Raw genomic sequence first — 26,980 nt, 5'->3', positions numbered from 1 at the left:
AGGACGGCGCCGGTGCGCGGACGCGGTTGCCGGAGCCTCCCGCGTGGCTGCGGTGGCTGCCGGTCCTGTACGTCGCCGCCGTCCTGCTGCTGGAGCCCGCGACCCCCGTCGAGTGGCCGGTGAGCTTCGTGCTGATCGCCCTGCCCCTGGTGACCGCGTTCGCCTACGGTCCGGTGGCCGTCGCCGGTGCCACCGTGTTCGCCGTCGTCCTGGAGGGCGTCCTGGCCGGCACCCCGTGCTGTGCCGGCCGGCCCGTCGGCCATCTGTGGGACCGCTACTACGTGGCCTCCTACGTCTGCACGGCCCTGGTGGGCGTCCTCGGCACCATCCTGGCCGCGCACCGCACCCACCGCGAGCGCACCCTCGCCGACGTGCGCTTCGTGGCCGACATCGCCCAGCGGGTGCTGCTCCGGCCGGTTCCGCACCGGATCGGCGACCTCCTCCTGGACAGCCTCTACCTGTCCGCCGCGGCGGAGGCACGCATCGGCGGGGACCTCTACGAGGCCGTCCCCACCCGGTACGGCACCCGGCTGCTCATCGGCGACGTACGCGGCAAGGGACTGCTCGCGGTGGAGACCGCCGCGGCCCTGCTCGGCGCGTTCCGTGAGGCGGCGCACGACGAACCCGCGCTGCCCGCCCTGGCCGACCGCGTGGAGACCAGCATGGACCGCAGGGCGGCCCTGCTGGGCGGGAACGAGGTGGGCGAACGGTTCGTGACCGCCGTCTTCGTGGAGATCCCCGCGGGGGAGCCGGTGCTGCGCGTGGTCAACTGCGGTCATCCGCCGCCCGTCCTCATCCGCTCCGGGGAGGTCCGCGAACTGGACAGCGGACGGTCTGCCCCGCCGCTCAACCTCGGGGTGCTGGCCGGGGAGCCCTACCACGTGGAGGAGTACTCCTTCCGCCCCGGCGACCAGCTGCTGCTGTACACGGACGGCATCACCGAGACCCGCGACCCGGACGGCTCCTTCTACCCGCTCCTGCAGCGGCTGCGCGCCTGGCGTTCCCTGCCGCCCCAGGGGCTCCTGGAACAGCTCCACCACGACCTGCTGGCCTACAGCGGCGACCGCCTCCAGGACGACATCGCGGCACTCGCGGTCTGCCTCCCCGCCGACGGCCCGGCCGGACCGGCATGTGTGGCCGGCGTGGACATCATGTGAGTGTCCGCCCCTGGTACTTCCACGTGCCCGATTCTTGGCGGTGAGACAGGGTGTCTCTTATAGGCTAAAGAATAGTATTCACTTTTTTCTAGCCGTGGATGGCGATGGCACATGACAGGTCGAGTGGTGAAACAGGAGAGAGCGGCGCGCACACGTGCCGCCCTCATTCGCGCGGCGGCCGAGACGTTCGCGGAGTACGGCTTCGCCGGCACGACCGTCTCGCGCATCGCCGAGCGGGCCGGGCTGACCCTGGGCGCGATGTACTTCCACTTCAAGTCCAAGGAAGAGCTGGCGCGTCTGATCGTCACCAGCCAACCGGAACTGGTGGTCCCGCCGCTGGACTCGCAAGGGCTGCAGCACGCCGTCGATCTGACGCTGGCCTGGGCCTACGAACTGCTCGACAACCCGGTGCTCCGGGCGGGCGCGCGCCTGGTGATGGACCAGCGGCTCTTCATCGAGCCGGACATGAACTCCTACCGGCAGTGGACGGGCATCCTGCGGGACGACTTCGAGCAGGCCCGGCGCCGCCGCGAGCTGCGGGCCGACGTGGACACCGAGGCCTGTGCCCGGCTGATCGTCAGCTCCTGCACCGGCGCCCAGATCCACACCCAGCTGGAGACCTCGCACCGGGAGCTGCCCGCGCGCGTCGAGGAGATGTGGCGATGTCTGCTGCCCGCCCTCGCCGTGCCCAGCGCGGCCAGGAAGCTGGTGTTCGGCGAGGAGCGGGTCAGGGCGGCGGGCCTCGCTGACGCGTGACGCCTCTTTTTCTTCGTCCGGCTACGGTTTGGGAACCGGAACGACCGGCAACGTACCGGAGGGGGCGATGGGGTGGGCCCCGGGTTCGGCATGTTCGGGGACAGGCCGCACGGGCCGGCAGAGGGGGGACGAGGCCACCGGAGGCCGGTCTTCCGTCTCGTCCGCTAAAGAAAAAGAAAAATAATCCTATTATTATGGAAGGGGAGTGCCTGCATACAGGTGAGGGGCGCCCCGCTCAAGCGCTGCTGACGGCACCGGAAGTGACCTGAGTCGGAGGGGAACGACGTGGAACTGAGGATGCTCGGGGAAGTGGCGGTACGAGAGGGGACGTTACCCATCTACTCGGCCGAGGTGCCGACCAGACAGGTGCTCGCCCTCCTCATGGCGGCGGCCGACCGTGCCGTACCGGCGTACGCCCTCGCCGACGAACTGTGGCCCCAGGGCCTGCCGGACGGCGCCCAGGACGCGCTGGACCACCACATCGGCCGGCTGCGCGCCGTCATCGGCGCGGCCTCGCAGGCGGCGGGCAGTGAACGGCCGGCCGAGCAGGTCCTGGCCTCGGTGCCCGGCGGCTACCGGCTGGACACCGGCGGCGGCTCCAGCGACCTCAGGACGTTCGAGCGGCTGACCGGCGCCGGATACCGGGCCATGGAGGCGGGCGACCTGCACCTGGCCGGCCGGCGGCTGCGCGAGGCCCTCGCCCTGTGGACCGGCGCCCCGCTCTCCGGCGTCCCCCACGGACCCCAGCTCCAGGCCCACGCGGCCCGGCTCACCCTCTCCTGGCAGCGCGCCGTGGACCGGTGGATCGACGCGGAACTCAGGCTCGGGCGCTGGCGGGAACTGTGCTTCGACCTGGCGCAGGTGCTCACCCGCTACTGCCCCGACACGCCGCCGTACGCCCGGCTGAAGGCGGACCTGGACCACCGGGGCCAGGACCGTGACGTCATCCGGGACTATCTGCGCGGACGGCGCGAGACGCGCACCGCGCCCGTCCGGCCCCTGCCGGGCCTCGTCCCCGACCGGAGGGAACCGGGCCGGCGGTCGCACTGCGCGGGCCTCGAAGCCGGCACGCTGCCGCGCGTTCCGCTCGGGGACCTGCAGAGCGCCTGACGCGCGGCGGGCCCGGCGGGGGAGGGCCGGGACGCGGACGGCCGGCGAGGCGGGGCAGGACGCGTACGGCCACGGAGGCCGGGAGGCGGGCGGGGGTGAGCAACCCCGTCACATACCCGGCCCAGAGGCCGGTGGCTGAGGGTGTCGAGGCCGGCCCGCTCCTGTGCGACGGGCTTGCCGCTCCAGGGACTTGACGGACTGCCCGGTGACCTGACGGAGCAGGTGGCGGAGCGTTGGCGGTGCTCGCGGGGTCCACCAGGATGGCGGTCCGGTGGGCGCCGTGCCGCCCGGCCGGAGCGACGACGGGGACTGTGTGCGACCCCGCTCCTCCTGGTGTACGGCCCTTCCTCCACCGGTCCCTGAACAAGGAGTCGCGAGCCCTCGTGAAGCACCAGGACACCAGCGCCTCGTCCGCCGCCGGCCTGCGGTGGGACGAACTCGACCGCCGTGCCGTGAACGTCGCCCGCGCTCTCGCCGTGGACGCCGTCGAAACCGCGGGCCACGGCCACCCCGGCACCGCCATGAGCCTCGCCCCCGCCGCGTACCTCCTCTTCCAGCGGTTGCTGCGGCACGACCCCGCCGACCCGCGATGGGCCGGCCGTGACCGGTTCGTCCTCTCCTGCGGTCACTCCAGCCTCACCCTCTACACCCAGCTCTACCTCTCCGGCTACGGCCTCGGACTGGACGACATCAAGGCGCTGCGCACGGACGGCAGCCTGACGCCCGCCCACCCCGAGCACGGCCACACCCCGGGCGTGGAGACCACCACCGGGCCGCTCGGCCAGGGGCTGGCGAACGCGGTGGGCATGGCCATGGCGGCCCGGCGCGAGCGCGGCCTGTTCGACCCGGACGCCGAGGCCGGCCAGTCGCCCTTCGACCACACCGTCTGGGTCTTCGCCTCCGACGGCGACCTGGAGGAAGGCATCAGCCACGAGGCCGGCTCCCTCGCGGGACACCAGAAACTGGGCAACCTCGTCGTGCTCTACGACGACAACCACATCTCCATCGAGGACGACACCCGGATCGCCCAGTCCGAGGACGTCCTGGCCCGCTTCCGGGCCTACGGCTGGCAGACGGAGCGGATCGACTGGACCACCCCCGACGGCTACCGCGAGGACGTCCCCGCCCTGTACGACGCCCTGGCCCGGGCCCGCGACACCACCGACCGGCCCTCGCTGATCGCCCTGCGCACCGTCATCGGCTGGCCCGCGCCCCACAAGCAGAACACCGGCAAGATCCACGGCGCGGCCCTGGGCGCCGAGGAGGCCGCCGCCGCCAAGCGCGCGATGGGCCTCGACCCCGACGCGGCCTTCCAGGTGCCGGACGAGGTGCTCACCCACGCCCGCGCGGTCGCCGACCGGGCCCGCGACCTGCGCGCCACCTGGGACAAGCGCTACGCGGACTGGCGCGCCGCCCAGCCCGCCAGGGCTGCCCTGTACGACCGGATCAGCGCCCGCCGGCTGCCCGAGAACTGGACCGCGCACCTGCCGGTCTTCGCCCCCGGACAGCAGATCGCCACACGCAAGGCCTCCGGGGAGGTGCTCACCGCGCTGGCCGCGGCGCTGCCGGAGCTGTGGGGCGGCTCGGCGGACCTGGCCGAGAGCAACAACACCACGATGCGCGGCGAACCCTCCTTCGTCCCCGAGGAGTTCGCCACCGCCGCCTTCCCGGGCCACCGCTACGGCCGCACGCTGCACTTCGGCGTCCGCGAGCACGCGATGGGCGCCGTCCTCAACGGCATCGCCCTGCACGGCGGCACCCGGCCCTACGGCGGTACGTTCCTGGTCTTCTCCGACTACATGCGGCCGGCGGTACGGCTCGCGGCGATGATGAGGCTGCCCGTCACCTACGTGTGGACCCACGACTCCATCGGCCTCGGCGAGGACGGCCCCACCCACCAGCCCGTCGAACACCTCTGGGCGCTGCGCGGCATCCCCGGCCTGGACGTCGTACGCCCCGCCGACGCGGGCGAGACGGTCGCCGTCTGGCGCGGTGTCCTGGAACGCGCGGACCGCCCGGCCGGGCTGTGCCTGAGCCGGCAGGGCCTGCCGGTGCTCGACCGCGGGGAGGGCAGCGGGCTCGCCCCCGCCGACGAGGCGGTCCGCGGCGGATACGTCCTCGCCGACGCCGAGGGCGGCACCCCGGACGCGATCGTCATCGCCACCGGCAGCGAGGTGCACCTCGCGCTCGCGGCCCGGGAACTGCTGCGCGCCGAGGGGACCGACACGCGCGTGGTGTCCATGCCGTGCCTGGAGTGGTTCCTGGAGCAGAGCCAGGACTACCAGGACGCGGTCCTGCCGCCCGAGGTCACGGCCCGGGTCTCCGTGGAGGCGGGCACCGCGCTCGGCTGGTACGCCCTGCTCGGCTCCGCCGGACAGGCCGTCTCCCTCGACCAGTTCGGTGCCTCGGCCGCCCCCGAGGCGCTGTACCGCCGGTTCGGCTTCACCCCGCACAAGGTCGCCGCCGCGGTGCGCGCCAGCCTGGAGCGGGCCCGGCGGACCGAACGCGCCTGACCCGCCCCGCCCCCGCAGCACAGGAAGGAACCAGCTGATGCCGACCCGGCGACGCGCCGCGGTTCTGGGCTCCCCCATCGCCCACTCGCTCTCTCCCGTACTGCACCGCACCGCCTACCGCGAACTCGGCCTGCACACCTGGACGTACGACCGTCACGACGTCGACGAACACGCCCTGGAGTCCTTCCTCGGCGGCCTCGACGACAGCTGGGCGGGACTGTCGCTGACCATGCCGCTGAAGCGTGCCGTGCTCCCGCTGCTCGACTCCGTGACCGACACCGCGCGATCCGTACAGGCGGTCAACACCGTGCTGTTCACGGCGGACGGCCGGAGGGAGGGGCACAACACCGATGTCCCCGGCATGACATCGGCGCTGCGCGAACGCGGCATCACCCGCGTCGGTCACGCCGCCGTCCTCGGGGCGGGCGCCACCGCGGCCTCGGCGCTGGCGGCCCTGGCCCGCATGGGGGCACCCGAGGTCACGGCCTATGTACGCGGCGAGGGCCGGGCGGCCGAGATGGTCCGGTGGGGCGAGCGGCTCGGACTGGCCGTCCGCACGGCCCCTTGGGACCGGGCGGCCCAGGCCCTGAACGCGCCCCTCGTCATCTCCACCACCCCCGCCCAGGCCACCGACGCCCTGGCCGAATCCGTACCCGACACCCCGGGAGTGCTCTTCGACGTACTGTATGATCCCTGGCCCACTCGGCTCGCGCACCACTGGGGGTCCCGGGGCGGAACCGTCGTCGGCGGCCTCGACCTGCTGGTACACCAGGCGGTGCGCCAGGTCGAGTTGATGACGGGCCGCCACCCGGCACCGGTGCACGCCATGCGCGCCGCCGGCCGACGGGCCCTCGACGGCCGTAAACAGCCAATCTGACCCGGGCGCTCGGCTCCTGCCGGACACCGCCCCGGCGACCGGTCACCCCGACAAGGCGTGGTTGACTGCTCGATCACGGTCTGTCTAAGTTCTGTTCGCAAACGCGAAAGGCCAGGCCGGCGGGGGAAAAGGCGATGACCGACGCAGCAGACAGAGACCGTCCGGACCTGCTCACCGTGCTCCGGCTGCTGGCCGAAGAGGTGCCGTCCCACCGTTTCGAGGAACTGCTGCTACGGGCGGAGCGCACCTGCTCCCCCGAGGAGCGGGAACGGCTGGAACAGGCGGTCCGGCTGGCCCACGTCATCCACGCCTCGCAGCACCGGCGCCGGCAGCGCGAGGACGGTCTCGCCGAACTCGTCGACACCGCCCGCGACATGACCCAGCCGCGCGACCTGGGCGAGCTGATGCGGGTCATCAGCCGCCGGGTCAAACGGATCACCAAGGCGGACATGGCCTGCATCGGGCTGTACGAGGACGACGGCACCCTCAACCTGCACGCCGCCGAAGGGGCCACCACCGGCATGTGGGCGGAGGTGCGCCCGTCCACGGGGGCCGGACAGCAGGCCATGACGAGCGGGGCCCCGTTCTGGACGGCCGACTACCTGCGCGACGACCGGTTCGAACACTGCCCGCAGGCCGACGAGATGGTCCGCGCGGAAGGCATCGCCTCACTGCTCGCCGTGCCGCTCGTGCACGGCGACAGCACCCTGGGCGTCCTGTACTGCGCGAACCGCACCGTACGCCACCTCACCCCCGACGAGATCGGCCTGGCCTGCTCACTGGCCGCGCTGGGCGCCGTGTCACTGGAACGCGCCGAGCGCCTGCAGGACGCCAGCGACGAGGTCAGCGAACTCGAGACCGACGGCTTCCGCACCCGCACCACCCTGGCCAGACTGCAACAACTCGCCGACATCCACTCCCACTTGATGGGTCTGCTGCTGTCCGGCGCGGACCTGGAGACCCTGGCCCAGGCCGCCGCCGACGCGCTCGACGGCACCGTCCAACTGCGCAATCCGGCGGGCCGCATCATCACCGCCACCGCGCCCCTGCCCGACCTGGACGACAACGCGGTGACCGAGGTGTCCTGGGACGCCCACGCGCAGCGCGCCCCGATACCGTACGGCGGGGACACCTGGATCGCCCCCGTGGTGGCGGGCGCGGAGAACCTGGGGTTCGCCGTGCTGCGCCCGGCCACCCCGCTGATCGGCGAGGACGAACGGCTGCTGCACCTCGTCACCCAGGTCTTCGCCCTCCATCTGCTCCTGAGGCACGGCACGGCCGCGGCGGAAAGCCCCGTCCCCGACGAGCTGCTGGACGAACTGATCGCCCTGCCCTCCGGCGACTCACGCCGCGCACATCGCCTGGAGCAGCGTCTGAGCAGGGCGGGCCTGGACCCGGCGGCGCCCCATGTGCTGCTCGTCGTCCGCATCGAGGGCGGACCGCACGGGCGCGCCATGATGTGGGCCTCCTCCTACGCTTACCGGCACGGCGGTCTCAAGACCGCCCGGGACGGCAACATCGTGCTGCTGCTGCCGGGCACCGCGGCCTCGGACACCGCCCGGTCGGTCGCCGGCGTACTGTCCGCGGTGCTGGGCCACCCCGTGACGGTGGGCGCCTCCGGGCCCGGCCGCGGGCCCACCGAGGCGGGCCGGCTCCACCAGGAGGCGGTGCGTTGCCTGAAGGCGCTGACCACGCTCGACGCCGTCGGCAGCGCCGCGGCGCTCGACGACCTCGGCTTCGTGGGACTCCTGCTGTCCGACGGCCACGACGTGGGCGGCTTCATCGAGAACGCCATCGGTCCGGTGCTCGCCTACGACCGGGACAACGACACCGAGCTGGTGAAGACGCTGGAGGCGTACTTCGCCACGGGCGCGAGCCCCAGCAGGGCCGCCGACAGGCTCCACATCCACGCCAACACCGTCTCGCGGCGACTGGAACGGGTCGCCGTGCTGCTGGGCCCGCGGTGGCAGCAGCCCGACCGGAGCCTGGACGTCCAGCTCGCCCTGCGGATCCACCGGATGAGGGCCCTGCTGCGCCCCGACACCGTCGGCGCGCCGGAAGCCTGAGACAGCAGTGTGGTCCCACGGGCCCGCCCGGTCCACGACGGGCCACCGGATCTGTCAGGTCCGGTCACACCGCCGCCCGGAGGTGACGTATTCCCCGGCACGGCCCAGGACACGGCCGCACCGGTCACTAGCGTGCCGTGGATGAACACACACATACACGTGGGTACCGGCCCGGGCGCGTACGACGTGCGGGTGGGCCACGGCCCGCTGCGCGAACTCGCCGGCGTCCCCGCCGTGGCGGCGGCCTCGCGCGTGGCCGTCCTGCACGCGCCCCGGCTGCGCGACACGGCCGCCCGGGCGGCGGCCCTGTTCGCCGGGCGGGGCCTCAGGCCGACCGTGATCGAGCTGCCGGACGGCGAACAGGCCAAGACCGCCGACACCGCCGCCCGCTGCTGGGGGACCCTCGGACAGAACGGCTTCACCCGCACCGACGTGATCGTGGGCATCGGGGGCGGGGCCACCACCGACCTGGCCGGCTTCGTGGCCGCCACCTGGCTGCGCGGAGTGCCCTGGATCGCCGTGCCGACCACCCTGCTGGGCATGGTGGACGCGGCGGTCGGCGGCAAGACCGGCATCAACACCGGCGCGGGCAAGAACCTCGTGGGTGCCTTCCACCCGCCGAGTGCCGTCCTGTGCGACCTCGACGCGCTCGGCACGCTGCCGGCCGCCGACTACACGGCGGGCCTCGCCGAGGTCGTCAAGGCCGGCTTCATCCGGGACCCCACGATCCTGGACCTGATCGAGGCGGACCCGGAGGGCGCGCGCTCCCCGCACGGCCCGCACACCCGGGAACTCGTCGAGCGCGCCATCCGGGTGAAGGCCGAGGTCGTCACCCAGGACCTGCGCGAACAGGGCCCGCGCGAAGCCCTCAACTACGGCCACACGCTGGGCCACGCGATCGAGAAGTGCGAGGGGTTCACCTGGCGGCACGGCGAGGCGGTGTCCGTGGGCATGGTGTTCGCCGCCGAACTCGCCCGGCTGGCGGGCCTGTCGGACGACACCGTGGTACGACGCCACCGGAGCGTGCTCGACGCGGTCGGCCTGCCCCTGCGCCACCCGGGCGGGCGGTGGCCCGAACTGCTGGACGCCATGCGGGTGGACAAGAAGGCCCGCGGGAACACACTGCGCTTCATCGTCCTCGACGGCATCGGCCGGACCCGTGTCCTCGCCGACCCCGGCCCGGACCGGCTCGCCGCCGCCTGGGCCCGGGTCTCCGGCTGAACGGACCGGTCAGGGCAGGACATCCGGCGGGGGAGTCCGCCTGGGACGGACGTCGATGGGAAGGGGAGGTTCCGCGCGCCGTTGCGCGGATCCACCTCAACCCGTCGGCTGCTGTGCGGAGTTCCTCCTTTCGCCCGGCGCGGCTCCTGATGATGGCCTGTGCGCCGCGCGGCCGGGGGCGCGGTGGCGGCCGGCCCGGTCAGGCCCCGATCAGCCGGCCGGCCTGCCGCGGCCCGTACTCCGCGGCGTGCAGGGCGATCGCCGCGTGCGCCACGGACGCCAGCGTCATATGGCGGTGCCAGCCGCGGAACGAACGGCCCGCGAAGTCGCGCAGCCCGGCCCGCTCACCGATGTCGTCGCTGTCCCGCTCCACCCGGTCGGCCAGCTTCGCGGTGCGCACCAGCGACGCGGCCGGCACCCGGGGCAGGGAGGTGAGCCAGAGGGCGGACGGGGGCCGCCCCGGGTCGGTCCACTCGCCCAGCAGGAACAGCCGCCGGGGTGCCCCGCCGACGGGGCCGGGCAGGGCCACGGGGATCTTCGCGGCCCAGGAGGCGCGGGGCAGGTGCGGCTCGGCCGGGTCGTACCAGGCGGCGGGCACCCGCATCCCCTTGAGCAGGTCCAGGATCCGGCGGGCGGGCAGCGGCCCGGCCCGGTGCCCGGGCAGCGCCGGGTCGGCGACGGACAGCGGGCTCGAGGGGCTGATCCGGGCGAGGAACGGCACCCCGCCGGAGGCCAGGCGGCGGGACGCGGTGCCGATGTCGCAGCGGCGCAGATCCAGCACGGCGGGCCGTCGCGGGATGTTCCACAGCCGCGCCATCTGCAGGGCCACGGACACGGCGCACTCTTCGGCACTCTCCGGCGCCGTCCGCTCGGGCACCTCCGCCCGCGCCCGCCGCTCGGGGTCGTTGACCCAGCTCTCGGGCAGCACCATGCGCCAGTTGACGGGGGCGCTCACCGTCGGCGAGGCCAGCCAGGCGCCGATCACCTGCTGACCCCGGACGACCTGCCCCAGGTGGGGGGCGAACTGCTCGTCCACGCCCACCGAGTACTTGCCGGCCTTCGGTATGTGCATCGACTGTATGACCCACGCCTGCGGCGCGATGGTGTGCTCCAGATAGCCGGCCAGCGCACCGCGCAGGGGCTGCCAGTCCCAGGTCGAGCTGGCGACGAAGTGGTGCAGGCTCTGCTCCAGGCCGGGCCGGCCCAGATGGGCGGCGATGTTGCGGATGGACTTGCGGCCCCGGGTGGTCAGCAGCCCGCGCAGGTACTGCTCCGCCTGGCGCCGCTGGTCCTTCCGGCCGAGTAAGGAGAACAAGGCGGCGCTCAGCTCCGCGACGATGTCGTCGTCGGGCACCTCGCCGTCGGGGGACAGGGAGCGCTGGTGGGGCACGGACGGTGCGTGGGGTGCGTCGACTTTCCTGAGGACAGACGTGTTCACGATGCTCCAGCCGTGTTCGGGCAGCTCTCTTCGGTTACCTGAGCACCATGGCTGGTGAGACCTCGGCGGGACGAGGTGTGCCTGCCACCCGAATATGCCGGATCCTGCGTGGAGCACCACCCGTGGGGGGCCCGCGGGCCCGGGACGCAGCGGCACGGTTGACGCGCCGTTGACGGAGTATTGCGCCGACTACCCAGGGTGTGTGGCCGGACCACCGCCCACCCGGGTGGGTGTGGGGGCCGCGCCCCACACCCACCCGCTCACCTCAGCGAACCGTCAGGCCGTCGAGGTAGGAGCGGACGTTGCGGCGGGTCTCGGTGACGCTGTCGCCGCCGAACTTCTCCGCGACCGCGTCCGCCAGGACCAGCGCGACCATGGCCTCGGCGACGATCCCGGCGGCCGGCACCGCGCACACGTCCGAACGCTGGTGATGAGCCTGCGCCGCCTCACCGGTGGCCACATCGACCGTCCGCAGCGCCCGCGGCACGGTCGCGATCGGCTTCATCGCCGCCCGCACCCGCAGCAGCTCACCCGTGCTCAGACCACCCTCCGTACCACCGGAACGGCCCGTGACCCGCCTGATGCCCTCATCCGTGCTCACGATCTCGTCGTGCGCCTTCGAACCCGGCACCCTGGCCAGATCGAAACCGTCACCGACCTCCACACCCTTGATCGCCTGGATGCCCATCAGCGCCGCCGCCAGCCGCGCGTCCAGCCGCCGGTCCCAGTGCACATGCGAGCCCAGCCCGACCGGCACCCCGTACGCCAGCACCTCCACCACACCACCCAGGGTGTCGCCGTCCTTGTGCGCCTGGTCGATCTCCGCGACCATCGCCTTCGCCGCGTCCGCGTCCAGGCACCGCACCGGATCCGCGTCCAGCCGCTCCACATCCGCCGGCGTCGGGTACACCCCGTACGGCGCCCGCGCCGACGCCAGCTCCACCACGTGCGAGACGATCTCGATCCCGGCCGTCTCCTTCAGGTACGACCGCGCCACCGCGCCCAGCGCCACCCGGGCCGCCGTCTCCCGCGCCGAGGCACGCTCCAGAATCGGACGCGCCTCGTCGAAGCCGTACTTCTGCATCCCCGCCAGATCGGCGTGCCCCGGACGCGGACGCGTCAACGGAGCATTACGCGCCAGCTCCCTCAACACCTCCGGGTCCACCGGGTCGGCCGCCATGACCTGCTCCCACTTCGGCCACTCGGTGTTCCCCACCATCACCGCCACCGGCGAACCCAGAGTCAGCCCGTGCCGGACACCACCCAGGAAGGTGACCTCGTCCCGCTCGAACTTCATCCGCGCACCACGGCCATAGCCGAGCCGCCGCCGCGCCAGGTGGTCCGCCACCATCTCCGTGGTGATCGGCACGCCGGCGGGAAGACCCTCCAGAGTGGCCACGAGCGCGGGGCCGTGTGATTCTCCCGCGGTCAGCCAGCGCAGCGTGCTCAACGTTCTCCTCCGGTGCCGCTGTCGGTGAAGGCCCGGTCGCCGTGCAGCCAGGAGACCTTCTCGTACATGTCCCGCTGGGACAGGGCGGAGAGCATCGCGTTGCGCTCCTTCGCCCGCTCGCCCGCCGGGTGGTACAGCTCGCTGCCCATGCGGCGGGCGATGAGCTGGGTCCTTCCCGCGCGTTCGCGGCGCAGGGCGTTGTACTTCTCCAGGCGCTGCACCAGCTCGTCCTCCCGCGCGGTCTCGGTCACCTCGCCGAGCACCACCGCGTCCTCCAGGGCCTGGCAGGCGCCCTGGGCCGCGTACTGCAGCATGGGGTGCGCGGCGTCACCGAGCAGCGCGACCCGCCCCTCGGTCCAGCCCGGGACGGGGTCGCGGTCGCACAGCACCCATTCGCGCCATCCTTCCCCGAGTTCGAGCAGTCGCCGGGCGGTCGCGCCGATGCCGGGGAACTGGCCGAGCACATGGGAGCGTTCGGCCTCGCGTCCGGCCACCGGCACCGTGGCGCCGTTGTCGCGGGTGACGGCGAGATTGAGGTACCGGCCACCGCCGATGATGTAGTGCACGAAGTGCCACTTGGGGCCGGCCCAGAGGGTGACCGTGTTCCAGCGCAGTTCCTCGGGCACCTTCTCGATCGGTATCACCGAGCGGTAGATGGTGTGTCCCGACACCCGGGGTTCGCCGTCGCCCAGCATCTGCGCGCGCACCGTGGAGCGGATGCCGTCCGCGCCGATCAGCGCCGCGCCGTGGAAGGCCCGTCCGTCGGTGGTGTGCGCCGTGACGCCCGTGGCGCTCTGCTCGTAGCGCTCCACGGAGGCGTCGGGGACGAGTTCCACGGCGTCCAGCCCCTGGCAGGCGGTCAGCAGCGGCTGGTAGAGGTCGCCGCGGTGCACCACGGCGTAGGGGTTGCCGAACCGGTCGCGGTAGTCGCGGGTCAGCTCCATGCCGGCGACCTTCTCGCCGGTGGTGCCGTCCATGAAGCACAGTTCGTCGGTGAACACGGCCTGTTCGCGCACGCCCTCACCCACGCCCAGGCGGTCCAGGGCGTGGAAGGCGTTGGGCCCGAGCTGGATGCCGGCGCCGATCTCGGCGAAGGTGTCACGGCGTTCCAGCACGGTGACCCGATGCCCGTTGCGGGCCAGCGACACGGCCGTGGCCAGCCCGCCGATGCCGCCCCCGGCGATCAGTATGTGTGTCATTCCGTTCCTCAAATCCCTTCACGTTCAAACGCGTTGCTGTTCTGTGGGTCAGGCGGAGGCGCGGGCCGGGCCGGCCGGCAGCGGATGCTGGGGGAAGAGCCGGTGGAACTCCTCGTGGAATCCGGGGAAGGTCTTGGCGACACAGCCGGGGTCGTCGAGCGTGAGGTTCCCCGTGCGCAGATTCAGCACCGAGAACGCCATGGCGATGCGATGGTCACGGTGACAGGCGATCCGCGCGGGCGAGGCGTTGCCGGGGTGCACGGTGATCCAGTCCCGGCCGGTGTCGGTGCGCACGCCCAGCGCGCGCAGGTTCCGGGCGACCGCCTCGATCCGGTCCGACTCCTTGAGCCGGGCGTGGCCGATGCCGTGGATGGTCAGGGGAGCGTCGGCCAGCGGGGCGATCGCCGCCAGCGTCATGAACGTGTCGGAGATCTCCCCCATGTCGACGGCGAAACCGCCTTTGAGCGTGCCGGTTCCGGTAACGGTGACGGCGTCCTCGGTGCGCCGCACCCGGGCCCCGGCCCGCTCCAGCACCTCGGCGAACCGCACATCGCCCTGGAGGCTGCCGTGTCCCAGACCGGGAACGGTCACCGTGCGCCCGGTGACGGCCGCTGCGGCGAGGAAGTACGAGGCGGTGGAGGCGTCCGGCTCGATCCGCAGGTCGGCCGCCCGGTAGCCGGTGGGACGCACGGCGAAGGCGCCCGGGGTGTCCTCGGCCACGTCGGCGCCGAAGTGCCGCATCAGCGCGATGGTCATGTCGACGTAGGGACGGCTGACCAGTTCGCGCACCTTCAGCAGCAGCCCGCCGCGCAGCAGCGGGGCGGCCATCAGCAGCCCGCTCAGGAACTGGCTGCTGAGACTGGAGTCGACCTCCAGCTCGCCGCCGTCCAGTCCCTCGGCGCGCACCCGCAGCGGCAGGGTGCCGCCCGGACCGGTGTCCACCTCGGCACCCAGCCGGCGCAGCGCGTCGGCGAGCGGTGCGACGGGGCGGGCGGTGAGCTGGTCGCTGCCCGTGAAGACGAAGTCACCGTGGCCGGCGGCGGCCAGCGGCGGCAGGAACCGCGCGGCGGTGCCCGCGTCCGCGCACCAGATACGGCCGGTGCCGCGCGGGCCGCGGCCCAGCCCGGTCACCTGCCAGGCGTCGTCGTCCGACGACCGGATCCGCACGCCCAGGTCGCCGAGCGCCTGACGGAAGGCCGTGGTGTCGTCGCTGATCAGCGGAGCGGTGAGCACACTGGTCCCGTCCGCCGCGGCGGCGAGCAGGAGCGCTCTGTTGGTCAGTGACTTCGAGCCGGGAACACGGGCGTACAGCGCCTCGGGCGGCGCGGGGACGGTGGTCATGGCTGTCCTTTGTCGAGTGCGGCCGGCATCAAGAGCGGCGCTGATGGTCTGCGACGGCACGGAGGAACACAGCGGAGGGGTGCCGTACGGTCACGGGGCGGCGGAGGCGAGCAGGGCGGCGATCTCTTCGGCGATCTCGCGCGGACCGCGGTCCTCGGCGCGCACCGACACGACCGCGAGCCGCCGGTACAGGGGCAGCCGGACACGCATCAGCAGCGCGAGCCCGGCCCGGGGGTCCCCGTCGAGCAGGGGCCGGTCGCCGTCGGCCAGGACCCGGCACGCCAGCGTGTCCAGGCCGGCCCACAGGTGCACCACACGGCACCCGTGCAGCCGGGCCCGGGTGCCTTCGTGCAGGACCGCGCCGCCGCCCAGCGCGAGCACACCCTCGTGCTCGGCCAGGGCCGCGGCGACCGCCTGGTGTTCCAGGAGACGGAAGGCCGGCTCGCCCTTCTCCCGCAGCACCTCGGGTGCGGGCCGGCCCGCGAGCCGGGTCACGTCCTCGTCGGTGTCACGGAACGAGACACCCAGCAGCCCGGCCAGTTCCCGCCCGACGGAGGTCTTGCCCACGCCGGGCATGCCGATCAGGATGGCCGCGGGTCCTGTCATGGGGTGCTGCCTTTCGGATCGAGGGACATCGAGCCACAACGGGGCAGGGCGGGCACGGGGGCCCGGCCGTGCTGTCGGGGAGGGCTCGCGAGGTCCGGGCCACGCGGGCACGAGGAGGCTCGCAGGGCCCGGGGCAGGCGGGTCGGGGGACTCGCGGGGCGGCGGTCCGCCGGGGCCTTGCCGCAGGGGGGCGCCCACCGGAGCCGTGCCGTACGAGCCCGCTCCCGCGTCGCCGCGGAGCCCGGTCACGGGCCCCGCGGCGACGGGAGGTTCCCGCCCGCCGCCGGGGGAGGGGGACCCGGCGCGCGGGCGGGTTCCGGGGGCCGTCCTCGTGGGACGGCCGTGTCGGCGCCGGAGCAGGAGGCCCCGGGCCGGGTGCCGCGTGCGGTCTTGTGGAGGTGCGGAGCCGGGGCCGGTCAGCCGGCGGTCCGGGTGAGCGCCAGGCCCCGGCCGGAGAGCGCGGCGAGGGCGAAGTCCCCCTCCACGGTGGCCTCCACGTCGAAGGCGTGCCGCTCGGTGGGCGGGTAACCGATCAGCTCCGCGGCCCGGTTCGGCAGGGGAGCCGTGGCCGCCTCGCGCGACTCCCACAGCAGCACCGCCCCCCACCGGTCGGTGGCCTCGTCCGCGATCCAGAACTTCAGCCGCAGTCCGGGCATCCGGGAGAAGCGGTCCACCGCCTCGTCGCGGAGGAAGTCGCGCAGGGACCCGATGGTCTGCCGGGAGCGGCTCAGGTCCCACCAGACGATCACCGCGTGCATGTGCCGGCCACCTCCGCCAGGAGCGAGCCGATGATGCGCGGCCCGTCCACGGTCAGCACGGACTCGGCGTGGAACTGCATCGAGGCGAAGCCCCGGGCGCGCAGCGCGTGCACCTCGCCCGTCGTCGCGTCCCGGCTCACCTGGACCGTCCCGTACTCCGGGTGCGCGAAGCGGCCGGAGTCGCTGTGGGCGGCGAAGGTGTTGTAGAAACCGACCCGCTCGGTGCGGCCGAAGAAGTCGATCACATGCTGGGCGCCCTGGTTGGGCGCCGGGCGGCGCAGCAGGTCCAGGCCGAGCAGCATGCTCAGCACCTGATGGCTCAGACAGACCGCGAGGAACGGCCGCTTCTCCTCCAGGAGCTGGGCCACCGCCGCCCGCAGATGGGCGATCTTCGGGTGCGCCGTCTCCCGCGGGTCGCCCGGCCCCGGGCCCATCACCACCAGGTCGTGCGCGTCGAAGTCGTACGGCTCGTCGAAGCGCCGTACCACCACCTCGCAGCCCAGTGAACGGATCTGATGGGCGATCATCTCCGTGAAAGTGTCCTCGGCGTCGACGATCAGCACCTTGCGCCCGGCCAGCGGCCCGCCGGGAGCATCCGGTCCGGCCGGCTCCTGGAGCCAGAACCGGGCGATGCCGTCGTTGCGGGAGTCCAGCGCCTCGCGCACCGCCGGGTGGGCACCGTACCGGGTGGGCTCGGCGTCCCCGAGCGCGGCCAGCAGACCCGCGGCCTTGGCGCGCGTCTCCTGCACCTCGGAGGCGGGGTCGGAGTGGCGTACGAGGGTCGCCCCCACCCCGATGCGCATCCGTCCGTCCGCGTCGATGTCGGCGGTGCGGATCAGGATCGAAGAGTCCAGGGTGCGCCCGCCGGCGGCGTCGCGGCCGATCAGGGCGGCCACACCGCTGTAGTAGCCGCGTCCCTGCGGCTCGTAGCGGCTGATGACCCGGGCCGCGCTCTCCAGCGGGGAGCCGGTCACCGTCGGCGCGAACAGGGTCTCGCGCAGGATGTCGCGCACATCGCGATCGGTGCGGCCCTCGATGAAGTACTCGGTGTGCGCGAGGCGCGCCATCTCCTTCAGGTACGGGCCCCGCACCCGGCCGCCCCCGGGGCAGATCCGGCCCATCATCTTCAGCTCCTCGTCGACGACCATGTACAGCTCGTCGGCTTCCTTCTCGTCGGCGAGGAAGTCCAGCACGCCGTTCAGATCGGGGCCGGAGGACGGGTAGCGGTAGGTGCCGCTGATGGGGTTCATCACGGCGTTGCCGTCGTGGACGCTGATGTGCCGTTCGGGCGTTGCGCCCACCAGCGTGCGCTCGCCGGTGTGGATCAGGAAGGTCCAGTACGCGCCCGCTTCCCGCTCCACCAGCCGGCGGAAGAACGACAGGGCGTCGGTGCTGCCGAAGTCGGGCAGCAGAGCGGTGAAGGACCGCTTCATCACGAAGTTGGCGCCCTCGCCGGTGCCGATCTCGTCGGCGACGACCCGGCGCACGGTCTCGGCGTAGGCGTCGTCGTCGACGTCGAAGTGCTCCTCGGTCATCTTCACCGGATGGTCGGGCAGCAGCGCGAGCGTCTGGCGCAGCGGCAGCGAGGCCTGCTCGTCGATGCGCATCGCCAGCAGCGGGGTGCCGTCGTCGGGGGCGGCGAAACCGCGTTCGGACAGCTGCCGGTAGGGGATGAGCGCCAGCAGCTCCTGGTGGGCGCCGGTGCCCGCCGACTCCTGGAGCTCCAGGTCGGCGAGCGTCTCGGCCCGCGTCACCGCGCCGGTCAGCAGCTCCAGGGTGTCCGGTCCCGCCGCCTCGGGCCGGCGCAGCAGCGCGAACGCCCCCGCCGACCCGTCGAGGATGCGCGCCAGCAGGCGCTGTGCGTCCCCGGTTCTTGCCATGGTGTGGTTCCTTTCGCCGGCGAAGGCCGTCAGCGGGCCGCCGCGGTGGCCGCGTCGAGTTCGGTCACTACCGCCTGGGACGTCACGACCTTCGCGGCCCGCTCGGCGGCGTAGGTGAGGGCCAGCCGGTGGTAGTCGGCGGAGAAGTCGGCGACCGCGTCGGCCACCACGAACGTCTGGATGTCGTTCGTGTACGCCTCCACCGCGGTCATCAGCACGCCCACGTGCGCGTACACGCCGCAGACGATCAGCTGGTCACGCCCGCCGGCGCGCATCCGCTCCAGCAGGTCGGACTTGAAGAAGGCGCTGTAGCGCCACTTGGTGAAGGTCCAGTCGCCGTCGTCCGGCTCCAGCGGGGAGACCACCTTGCGGTGCTCGGGCGTGGCCCGCATGCCCGGCCCCCAGAAGTCCTTGAGCAGACCGCGCTGTTCGGGGGTCATGCTGCCGGGCTGCGCGGTGTAGGCGACGGGCACGCCCAGCGCCTTGCAGGCCGTGCGCAGGCGCGCGGTGTTGTCCACCAGGTCCCGGCCGAGGGCGGTGTCGCGGGGGAACGGCTTGAGGAAGTACTCCTGCATGTCGTGCAGCAGCAGCACCGCGCGCCGCGGGTCCACCCGCCAGTCGACGGTGTTCTCCGGCAACTCCTCGGCGGTGGGCATGGGGTAGGGCGCGACAGGGGGGATGCCGGGCATCGTACGGTGGTTCCTTTCGTCGTCAGACACCGAGGGTGGCTCCGCCGTCCACGGTCAGTTCGTGCATCGTGATGTGGCCCGCGTCGTCGGAGAGCAGGAACGCGACGGCCCGGGCGACGTCCTCGGGCAGGGCGACCTTGCCCAGCGGGATGCCCACCCGGTACTGGTCCGGGCGGCCCGCCACGGATGCCTGGGCCGCGGTCTCGGCGGTGTGCATGCCACGCAGCATCGGGGTGTCGGTGGAGCCGGGGGCCACCACGTTGCAGCGGATGCCGTACGACGCCACTTCGAGGCCCAGGCACTTGGTGAACGCGGTGGCGGCGGCCTTGGACGCCGCGTAGGCCGCCATCTCGGCGCGGGCCGTGCCGGCCGCGTTCGAGGCCACGGTGACCACGGCGCCGGTGCGGCGCCGGATCATGCGGGCGACCACGGCCCGCGACATGTGGAACACACCGGTGGCGTTGACGGAGAGGGTGGCGGTCCAGTCCTCGTCGGTCAGGGTGTGCGCCGGGCCGAGGCGCAGCACACCCGCGGCGTTGACCAACTGGTGCACGGGCCCTAGCCGGGTCTCGACCTCCTCCACGAGCCGCTCCACGGCACTGCTGGAGGTGACGTCGGCGGCGAACTCGGTCACCGCGAGGCCCTCCTTGCGCAGCAGGGCGGCCGTCTCGGTCAGCCGCTCGGCGTCGCGGTCCACGGCCGCCACCGTGGTGCCCTGCTCGGCCAGCAGCCGGGTCACGGCCTCTCCGATGCCGCCGGCCGCCCCGGTGACCAGGGCGAGGGTTTCTTGCACGGTCCGAACCTCCGTACGTGATGGGTGTCGGTGGGAAACGGTGGGCGGAGCCCGGGGTTCAGCCCCGCCAGGCCGAGGCCGCCTCGACGGCCTGGCGCGGGTTCAGGCGCGGGTCGCAGAAGCTGAGGTACTTGTCGCCGATGCGCTCCAGGCTGATGTCGTGCGAGACGCACTCGGTGACCGCCTCGGGCGTCGTCTCCAGGTGCAGGCCGGCCGCGACGCCGCCGTTCGCGCGGACCGCATCCTGGAACGCGCGGATCTCCTGCACCACGGTCTTGACCAGGCGGGTCTTCAGGCCCTCGGGGCCGGTGACGGTGTTGCCGTGCATCGGGTCCGACAGCCACAGCACCGGATGGCCCTCGCGGGCGACCGCCTCGACCAGCGCCGGCAGCTTCTCGGCCGCGTTCTGGGCGCCCATGCGCGAGATCAGCGTGAGCCGGCCCGGGCGGCGGTGGGGGTCCAGCTTCTCGCACAGGGCGAGGATCTCCTCGGGCGTCATGCCCGGCCCGACCTTGACGGCCACCGGATTGGACACGGCGGCCAGCAGCGCGATGTGCGCGCCGTCCGGCCGGCGGGTGCGCTCGCCCACCCACGGCCAGTGGGTGGAGGTCAGCAGCAGCGTGCCGTCGGGCTCGCGCCGCAGCAGGGGCAGTTCGTAGTCGAGCAGCAGCGCCTCGTGGCTGGTCCACACCGGCGCGCCGAACTCCGGGCGGCGCCCCGCCGAGCCGAGCCAGCCCAGGTAGTGCATGGTGTCGCTGGCGGCGCGGTAGCCGGTGAGCAGATGGCCGGGGTCGGGGCGGCGCAGCTCGGCGTCCGGCTCGGGGCGGTTGACCATGTGGCCGCGGTAGACGGGCAGTTCGACCCCGTGCACGGTCTCGGTCGGGTTGGAGCGCGGCTTGCCGAACTGGCCGGCGATCCGGCCGACCCGCAGGACCGGCTTGCCGGAGGCGAGCTTCATCGTCCCCGCGAGCATGTCCAGCAGCGCGGTCTTGCGGGCGACGTCCTCGGGGGTGGCCTCGGCGGGGTCCTCGGCGCAGTCGCCGGACTGGACCACCTGGAGGTGTCCCGCGGCGGCCTCGGCCAGCAGCGCGTGCAGACGGCGTACCGACTCCAGGTCCACCAGGGCGGGCATGCGGGCCAGGTGGGTGCGGACGCCGGCGAGGTCGGGGTGGTCGGACCAGTCGGGCTGCTGGAGAGCGGGCAGGGAACGGAGGTGGGACTCAACGTCGATCATCAGTTTCCCTCGGCAGAGCGCGCCGGAGCGTCTCCGGCTGATGGTGGGCGTGATCGTTCGCGAAACAACACAGGGCACACGGGCACCGGCCCGGTTCACCGCCCGGTGTTTTCATCCGGCAGCGGCTCGTGTACGGCGCTGAGGCCGGGATGGTGGGGGTGGGGCGCCGGTGTGTGTCTCGGGAGCGCCCCGCTGTGAACACCACTGTCCGGGACATGTGTGCGGTTCGGCAACGCCGCGACGCGTAGTCTGTCACGTACGGGGAAGGGGGTGTGGTCGCGCTCGGTCCCTCTCAACTCCAGCTGTAATAAAGTGAGTTGAGGAGACCGTGCCGATGGCCGGATGCCTTCCGGGTGCGTCGGCGGGCGCCTCGTCGCGCACGCCGCCCGGAAGGCCCGGGACTGCCGGGGACGACAGGGTCTGGACGGCGGGGGCTAGCGGTCGGCCGGTTCGTCCGCCCTGATGTGGTCGTGGATCAGGGTGAGCCGGGCCAGGGCGACGCGGCTGGAGATGCCCAGCTTGGCGAAGGCGTGCCGCAGATGGCTGTCGACCGTGTGCGGGGAGATGCACAGACGCTGGGCCACGGCGCGGTTGGTCAGTCCCTCGGCCACCAGGCGGGCCACCCGCAGCTCGGCGGGGGTCAGGCTCGCCCAGCCGGGGTGGACCGCGGCCGTGCGCCGGGGAAGGCCCGCCGTGGGGGTGGCGGGGGAGTTCGGGCGGGTGTACCGGTCGGCTGCGATGGTGTAGGTCACCGGAAGACTCTTTCCGGCGGACCCGGGGGCGGCAACGCCGCGACGGTCAGTCCGTCAGGTTCCGGGGCCGGCGCCCGGACCGGCCCGCCCGCGCGGCGCGGCGGGTCACAGCTTGGCCAGCAAGGTCTCCACCACGTTCGTCAGGGCCGTACGGTCGGGCTGTACGCGCGCGAGCACGCGCAGTCCGTAATAGGTGGAGAGGACGTGATGGGTCAGCGTGCCGGCGTCCTGGTCCCGGGTGATCTCTCCGCTGTCCTGCCCTTCGGCGAGCGCGGAGCGCACCGCTTGTTCGACGGTGGTGAAGTGGCGCCGCACCTCCTGTGCCACCTCGGGGTCGGTGTTGGCCCTCTCCATCGAGGCGTTCATGATGAGACAGCCCGAGGAGGGCGGGTTCGCGAGGTCGATGTCGATCGCCTGCGTCATCAGGGCGCGCACGCGGTCCTTGACCGGACCGGGCCGGCGCAGCAGTTCTGTCTGCACGGCGGTGTTCGTCTCGTAGTAGCGGCGCAGCGCGCGCAGGTACAACTGCCGCTTGTCGCCGAAGGCGTTGGACAGGCTCGACAGGCCCATGCCGGTGGATTCGGCCAGGTCGCGGGTGGAGGTCGCCTCGTACCCACGCTGCCAGAACGTGTGCATGACCGCGGTGAGGGCGCGCGTCTCGTCGAACTTCCTGGGCCTCCCCATGAAAGCAACCTAGCCGTATTGGATCGATCGCGCAAAAACTCGCGGGAGCGGGCCTCGCGGCACGACGGCCGGCGGAGCGGAGGGCCGCGGCGGTATCGCCCGGCTCCCCGCCGCCGTGGGTGGTACGTGATCAGGCGCTCGCCGCGGACTCCAGGTCCGCCGGGGCGGGGGCGGGACGGCCGCGCTCGACGTGATGCCGGTCGGTGATCCGCGAGAGCAGAAGGGTGGCCAGCGCGCCGAGCGCGAGCAGCGCGCCGGCCCACATCGGGGCGCGGTATCCGAAGGCGTCGATGCCCACGCCGGCCAGCCAGGTGCCGACGGTGATGCCCGCGCAGACGGCCGCCGTGTTCATGGTGTTGATCAGGGCGCCGCTGTTGGACAGGCGCATGACGCGCGAGGCCATGGCCGGGTTGAGCGGCAGCCCGGTGAAGCCCAGCAGGAACAGTGCGACGAGGCTGAGGGCCTGGCCGCTCGCCACGAGCGCGTACAGACCCAGCAGCACGGCCAGGACCGCACCGCCCAGCCACAGGACGCGCAGCGTGTACGCGTCGGCCAGGCGCCCGAGGACGATGTTGCCGATGACGGTACCCACGCCGTACAGCACGAACAGCAACGGGACGATGCCCTCGGAGAAGCCCGCCACCTTGGTCAGCACCGGGGACAGGTAGGCGAAGGTGGCGAACACCCCGCCGATCAGCAGGGCGTTGGTGGCGAAGGCGCCCCAGAGCCGGCCGCTGCGGAAGGCCGACAGCTCCGAGCGGACGTCCAGACCTCGTGGGGCGGGGGCACGCTTGATGGTGAACAGGACGAGTGCGAGGCACAGCGCGACGAGGATGTCCACGGCCCAGAAGGCGGCCCGCCACCCCATGAGCTGGTCGATGAGGGTCGCCAGGGGCAGGCCGAAGACGTTGGCCACCATGAAGCCGCCGAAGACGATGGCCAGCGCGCGGCCGGTCCTGTCCGGGGAGACCAGGCCGGCGCACACCGAAGCCGCGAGCCCGAAGAAGGCCGCGGTGGCCAGGGCCGTGACGACGCGGGCGATCACCATGGCCCAGTAGGCGGTGGCCAGGGCGCCGAGGGTCTGTCCCGCCAGGAACAGCACCATCATCCAGACCAGCGCCGTCTTGCGCGGGGCCCGCATGAGCAGCAGCGTCAGCGGCGGGCCGCCGAAGACCATGCCGAGGGCGAAGACGGTGACCAGGTTGCCCGCGGCGGTGATCGAGACGTCGAGTCCGTCCGAGAGGGACGGGAGCAGTCCGGCCACCATGACCTCGGTCGTGTTGAGACAGAAGACCGCGAAGCCGAGGACGAAGACGGCGACGGGCATCAGCGGGCCGCCTTCCGGTAGCGCGTGGCTGACAGCATGGCGAAGCCTTTCAAGTCGGGCGGAACGCACGGACGTTGACTATGGAGTGGACGATACACGTTTTTTGATTCAGCTGATCTAAAAAACGCGCCGTATCGGACAACACGGGGCCGTCCCGCGCGACCGGCCGGGGTTCACGTCGGGACATCCCGCAGACACGTGATGCGGGATCCGTCCGCGTTTGCTGGAATGCGGATGCACTCACCTGTCGAGAGGACATCCCTTTGCGTACCGCGCCACCGCACAGCACCTCCTACCGTGCACAGGAGCGGGTCTGATGCTCGACTCAGCGACCGTCGACGCCTATCTGGAGCGCATCGGCGCCAAACGCCCCGAACGTGCCGACGCCAAGGCCCTGGCCCATCTGCACGAGCGGCATGTGCTCAGCGTCCCGTTCGAGAACATCGACTTCGCGTACGGCAGGCCCAGCCCGCCCATCGGCCTCGGCGCCCCCGCCCTGGAAAAGATCATCGGCCGCAACCGCGGCGGCTGCTGCTACGAACTCAACGGCGCTTTCCACGAGTTGCTGCGCAGCCTCGGGTTCGACGTCGCGCCCCTGGCCGCCCGGGTCATGGAGGACGACGGCTTCACCCCGCCGCTCGGGCACATGGCCCTGCGTGTCCTGACCGAGGACGGCGACGGGCCGTACCTGGCCGACGTGGGCTACGGAAACGCCTTCCGTCACCCGCTGCGCCTGGCCGAGCGCGGTGAACAGGCCGACCCGCAGGGCACCTTCCGGCTGGTCGAGGCGGACCACGGCGACCTGGACCTGCTGCGTGAGGGCGAACTCCAGTACCGCGTGGAGCAACGCCCGCGCGAGCTGGCGGACTTCGCCGCCATGACCTGGTGGCTGCGCAGCAGCGAGGACTCCCCGTTCCTCGCCCGGCAGGTGTGCACCCTGCCCACCGCGGAGGGCCGCGTCACGCTGGCCGGGCGCACCCTCACCCGGACCACGGGCGCGGAGAAGACCAAGGAACACCTCGCCGACGACACCGCGTTGCTGGCCGCCTACCGCACCGTGTTCGGCATCGAGCTGGCCTCCGTCCCGCCCTCGGCCGACGCCCACGAGCACTCCTGACGTTCCACCGATCCACGGAGACACCCACCATGACGCAACAGCCGACCGGTCTCATCGACGTCCACCACCACGCGATCCCGCCGGCCTACGCCAAGGCGCTGGGCGACCGTGTCGCCATCCCCGGTGTCGACTACCCCACCTGGAGCGCCGAGGCCAGCCTCGACGTGATGGACCGTCACTCCATCGCCGCCGCCGTGCTGTCCATCACCGCCCCCGGGGTCACCTTCGCCGAAGGCGACGAGGCCCGCCGGCTGGCCCGTCAGGTCAACGAGTTCTTCGCCCGGACCGTGGCCGCCCACCCAAACCGCTTCGGTGCCTTCGCCATCCTGCCGCTGCCCGACGTGGCCGCCGCCAAGGACGAACTGGCGTACGCCATCGACGAACTGGGACTGGACGGGGTCGGGCTGCTGACCAGCTACGGAAACCGTTACCTGGGTGATCCCGAGTTCGAGCCGCTGCTCGCGGAGATCGCCGAGCGGGGACTGCCGGTGCACGTCCACCCGGGCACACCGCCCGCCAAGGACCTGGCGACCTTCGATCTGCCGCCGTCGCTGTACGAGTTCACCTTCGAGACCACCCGTACCGTGGTCAGCCTGCTCTTCAACGGGGTGCTCGGACGCCTTCCGCACCTCAAGCTCATCGTCTCCCACGCGGGCGGCACCCTGCCCTTCCTCGCCCAGCGCCTCACCTACGGGCCGACCATCGGCAAGTACCTCACCGACCGCGCCCCCGCCGACGTGATCGGGCAACTGCGCGGCATCTACTACGACATCGCCATGTCCGCCACCTCGTTCGCGCTGCCCGCGCTGACCGAGCTGGCCGCCCCCGACAAGATCCTCTTCGGCAGCGACTACCCGTTCATGCCGGCCTCCCACACCACCGAGAACGTCGAGGGCTTCGCCCGCTTCCCGGGCTGGAACGACCAGCAGCGCACGGCCATCGGCCGCACCAACGCGCTGGCGCTGTTCCCCCGGCTCGCGGGGGCCTGAGCCCCGCCCCACGGACGACGCTCGCGGCGCGCAGCGGGGTACCGGCGGCGGTGACCGGCCGGTGTGCGCCTTCCCGGTCCTCGCCTCGGCAGGCGGGGCGTACGGCGGTCGTGGGGCCCGGGACGTCGAGGAGCGGCCTGGCGGCGGCCGGGTCCCGGGCGTTCTGCGGTGTCTGCCACCGGGCCGGGCCGCACGGCCGCCCCAGACGCTCGGCGCCCTGCTGATGTCGTGGAATCGGACGGCACCGGAGGTGGCACGCGTCCTGTCCGGGGCCCTGCTCGCCCCGCGCGCCCGCGAGTCGCCCCTGGCACGAGACCGCCGAGCGCGGAAGGACCCGCGTCAAAAGGCGGCACCGCCGTACCCGGTACGAGACGCCGGCCGGCGTCCCGCGGTTCACGGCTCTGTCGTGCCGGTGGGGTCCACCGCAGGGCGGGCGACGGCCCAGGCCGCCTCGATCATCCGGAAGATCTCGTCCAGCGCAGCCTCCGGGTCGGCCGCCTCCCGGGCCAGCGAGTAGGCGTCGATCACGAACCTCGCGATGGTCCGGCACGCCGTCGTGGCCGGCGGCAGACCGAGATCGGCGGCGATGGCCGCCGCCAGCGACTCCGCATGGCGCAGCCGCATCGACTTCTCGTAGTCCAGCAAGGTCTGCGACGCGTCGATCAGGCGCCAGATCGGGGCGGCGCCGTCCCCCGTGCAGTGGCGCACCAGGGCCTGGACCTCGCGGCGCAGCGCGGGGATGAGCGGCTCGCCCGGCGCCCGGTCGGTGACCGCCTCGGTGAGGCGCCGCTCGAAGTCCTGATCGTGGCCGAACACCAGGGCCTCTTTCGCGGGAAAGTGGGCGAACAGCGTGGTCACGGCCACGTCCGCCTCGGCGGCCACGTCACGGATCCCCACCGCCTCGTACCCGCGTTCCAGGAAGAGCCGCAGGGCGGCGTCGGCGATCTTCTGGCGGGTCGCGGCCTTCTTGCGTTCACGGCGTCCGGTCGGCGCGGTCATGGCGCAACGCTACCAAATACGAAG

Annotated in this window: 23 protein-coding genes; 9 read left to right on the top strand and 14 right to left on the bottom strand. The window is 72.8% G+C overall.

From position 1 onward, the window contains the following. The first annotated feature begins 26 nt into the window (after positions 1-26). The 7 genes from HB370_RS04235 (at position 27) to aroB (ending at position 9,700) form a co-directional block, all read left to right on the top strand. Entirely contained in the window at positions 27-1,157 is a 1,131-nt protein-coding gene (locus tag HB370_RS04235; protein ID WP_244405413.1) for a PP2C family protein-serine/threonine phosphatase, read from the top strand. Between the two features lie 111 nt (positions 1,158-1,268). After that, complete coding sequence (locus tag HB370_RS04230) at positions 1,269-1,913, top strand: ScbR family autoregulator-binding transcription factor (protein ID WP_030793790.1); 645 nt, start codon at positions 1,269-1,271, stop codon at positions 1,911-1,913. A 351-nt stretch (positions 1,914-2,264) separates the two neighbouring features. After that, positions 2,265-3,023: a BTAD domain-containing putative transcriptional regulator gene (locus tag HB370_RS04225; RefSeq protein WP_244405411.1), complete on the top strand. Its 759-nt coding sequence runs from the start codon at positions 2,265-2,267 to the stop codon at positions 3,021-3,023. Between the two features lie 383 nt (positions 3,024-3,406). Beyond that, positions 3,407-5,536 (top strand): transketolase, encoded by a 2,130-nt coding sequence (tkt, locus tag HB370_RS04220; RefSeq protein ID WP_244405409.1) that lies wholly within the window; start codon positions 3,407-3,409, stop codon positions 5,534-5,536. Positions 5,537-5,573: 37 nt separating this feature from the next. Further along, the gene (locus tag HB370_RS04215; RefSeq protein ID WP_030793798.1) at positions 5,574-6,413 is read left to right on the top strand and encodes a shikimate dehydrogenase; all 840 of its coding nucleotides are present in this window, start codon (positions 5,574-5,576) and stop codon (positions 6,411-6,413) included. A 134-nt stretch (positions 6,414-6,547) separates the two neighbouring features. Beyond that, complete coding sequence (locus tag HB370_RS04210) at positions 6,548-8,479, top strand: helix-turn-helix domain-containing protein (RefSeq protein ID WP_030793802.1); 1,932 nt, start codon at positions 6,548-6,550, stop codon at positions 8,477-8,479. A 141-nt stretch (positions 8,480-8,620) separates the two neighbouring features. Next, complete coding sequence (gene aroB / locus HB370_RS04205; protein WP_051816191.1) at positions 8,621-9,700, top strand: 3-dehydroquinate synthase; 1,080 nt, start codon at positions 8,621-8,623, stop codon at positions 9,698-9,700. Positions 9,701-9,899: 199 nt separating this feature from the next. Here aroB and HB370_RS04200 read toward each other — a convergent pair whose 3' ends face one another. The 13 genes from HB370_RS04200 to HB370_RS04140 form a co-directional block, all read right to left on the bottom strand. Then, entirely contained in the window at positions 9,900-11,090 is a 1,191-nt protein-coding gene (locus HB370_RS04200) for a transposase (RefSeq protein ID WP_106980812.1), read from the bottom strand. Between the two features lie 313 nt (positions 11,091-11,403). Further along, positions 11,404-12,588, bottom strand: coding sequence for a chorismate synthase (aroC, locus tag HB370_RS04195; protein ID WP_167512940.1), 1,185 nt, complete (start codon positions 12,586-12,588; stop codon positions 11,404-11,406). Continuing rightward, positions 12,585-13,787: a 3-hydroxybenzoate 6-monooxygenase gene (locus HB370_RS04190; RefSeq protein WP_030775706.1), complete on the bottom strand. Its 1,203-nt coding sequence runs from the start codon at positions 13,785-13,787 to the stop codon at positions 12,585-12,587. Before HB370_RS04190 ends, aroC begins: the two co-directional genes overlap by 4 nt. Positions 13,788-13,835: 48 nt before the next feature. Continuing rightward, the gene (gene aroA, locus HB370_RS04185; protein ID WP_030775709.1) at positions 13,836-15,128 is read right to left on the bottom strand and encodes a 3-phosphoshikimate 1-carboxyvinyltransferase; all 1,293 of its coding nucleotides are present in this window, start codon (positions 15,126-15,128) and stop codon (positions 13,836-13,838) included. A gap of 90 nt (positions 15,129-15,218) precedes the next feature. Next, positions 15,219-15,734 carry a shikimate kinase gene (locus HB370_RS04180; RefSeq protein ID WP_030775711.1) on the bottom strand — a complete coding sequence of 172 codons (516 nt, stop codon included), beginning with the start codon at positions 15,732-15,734 and terminating at the stop codon, positions 15,219-15,221. Positions 15,735-16,150: 416 nt separating this feature from the next. Continuing rightward, a complete protein-coding gene (locus HB370_RS04175) occupies positions 16,151-16,492 on the bottom strand; it encodes a hypothetical protein (RefSeq protein WP_030775712.1) in 342 nt (113 codons plus the stop codon). Beyond that, entirely contained in the window at positions 16,480-18,372 is a 1,893-nt protein-coding gene (locus HB370_RS04170; RefSeq protein ID WP_030775714.1) for a chorismate-binding protein, read from the bottom strand. The genes HB370_RS04175 and HB370_RS04170 overlap by 13 nt, the downstream gene beginning before the upstream one ends. 29 nt (positions 18,373-18,401) lie before the next feature. Further along, complete coding sequence (locus HB370_RS04165) at positions 18,402-19,061, bottom strand: isochorismatase family protein (RefSeq protein WP_030775716.1); 660 nt, start codon at positions 19,059-19,061, stop codon at positions 18,402-18,404. A 22-nt stretch (positions 19,062-19,083) separates the two neighbouring features. Then, on the bottom strand, positions 19,084-19,854 hold the full coding sequence (locus HB370_RS04160; protein ID WP_030775718.1) for a 2,3-dihydro-2,3-dihydroxybenzoate dehydrogenase: 771 nt from the start codon (positions 19,852-19,854) through the stop codon (positions 19,084-19,086). A 58-nt stretch (positions 19,855-19,912) separates the two neighbouring features. Beyond that, positions 19,913-21,088, bottom strand: coding sequence for a 3-deoxy-7-phosphoheptulonate synthase (locus HB370_RS04155; RefSeq protein WP_030775721.1), 1,176 nt, complete (start codon positions 21,086-21,088; stop codon positions 19,913-19,915). A 434-nt stretch (positions 21,089-21,522) separates the two neighbouring features. Continuing rightward, positions 21,523-21,840: a helix-turn-helix transcriptional regulator gene (locus HB370_RS04150; protein WP_078637296.1), complete on the bottom strand. Its 318-nt coding sequence runs from the start codon at positions 21,838-21,840 to the stop codon at positions 21,523-21,525. A 105-nt stretch (positions 21,841-21,945) separates the two neighbouring features. Next, on the bottom strand, positions 21,946-22,524 hold the full coding sequence (locus tag HB370_RS04145; protein ID WP_030775727.1) for a TetR/AcrR family transcriptional regulator: 579 nt from the start codon (positions 22,522-22,524) through the stop codon (positions 21,946-21,948). A 130-nt stretch (positions 22,525-22,654) separates the two neighbouring features. Beyond that, positions 22,655-23,851 carry an MFS transporter gene (locus HB370_RS04140; RefSeq protein WP_030775730.1) on the bottom strand — a complete coding sequence of 399 codons (1,197 nt, stop codon included), beginning with the start codon at positions 23,849-23,851 and terminating at the stop codon, positions 22,655-22,657. Positions 23,852-24,167: 316 nt separating this feature from the next. On the opposite strand from HB370_RS04140, the gene HB370_RS04135 reads away from it, so the two are divergent. Continuing rightward, positions 24,168-24,968, top strand: coding sequence for an arylamine N-acetyltransferase (locus tag HB370_RS04135; protein WP_030775733.1), 801 nt, complete (start codon positions 24,168-24,170; stop codon positions 24,966-24,968). A 29-nt stretch (positions 24,969-24,997) separates the two neighbouring features. Beyond that, positions 24,998-25,957, top strand: a complete 960-nt coding sequence (locus HB370_RS04130) for an amidohydrolase family protein (RefSeq protein WP_030775736.1) — start codon at positions 24,998-25,000, stop codon at positions 25,955-25,957. Between the two features lie 393 nt (positions 25,958-26,350). Here HB370_RS04130 and HB370_RS04125 read toward each other — a convergent pair whose 3' ends face one another. Beyond that, entirely contained in the window at positions 26,351-26,956 is a 606-nt protein-coding gene (locus HB370_RS04125; RefSeq protein WP_030775739.1) for a TetR/AcrR family transcriptional regulator, read from the bottom strand. Positions 26,957-26,980 lie beyond the last annotated feature (24 nt).

It is taken from the genome of Streptomyces sp. DSM 40868 (genome assembly GCF_011820545.1).
Lineage (GTDB): Bacteria > Actinomycetota > Actinomycetes > Streptomycetales > Streptomycetaceae > Streptomyces > Streptomyces eurythermus.
The sequence above is the reverse complement of the archived record's forward strand: the minus strand, read 5'-3'. Positions and strand labels throughout refer to the sequence as shown.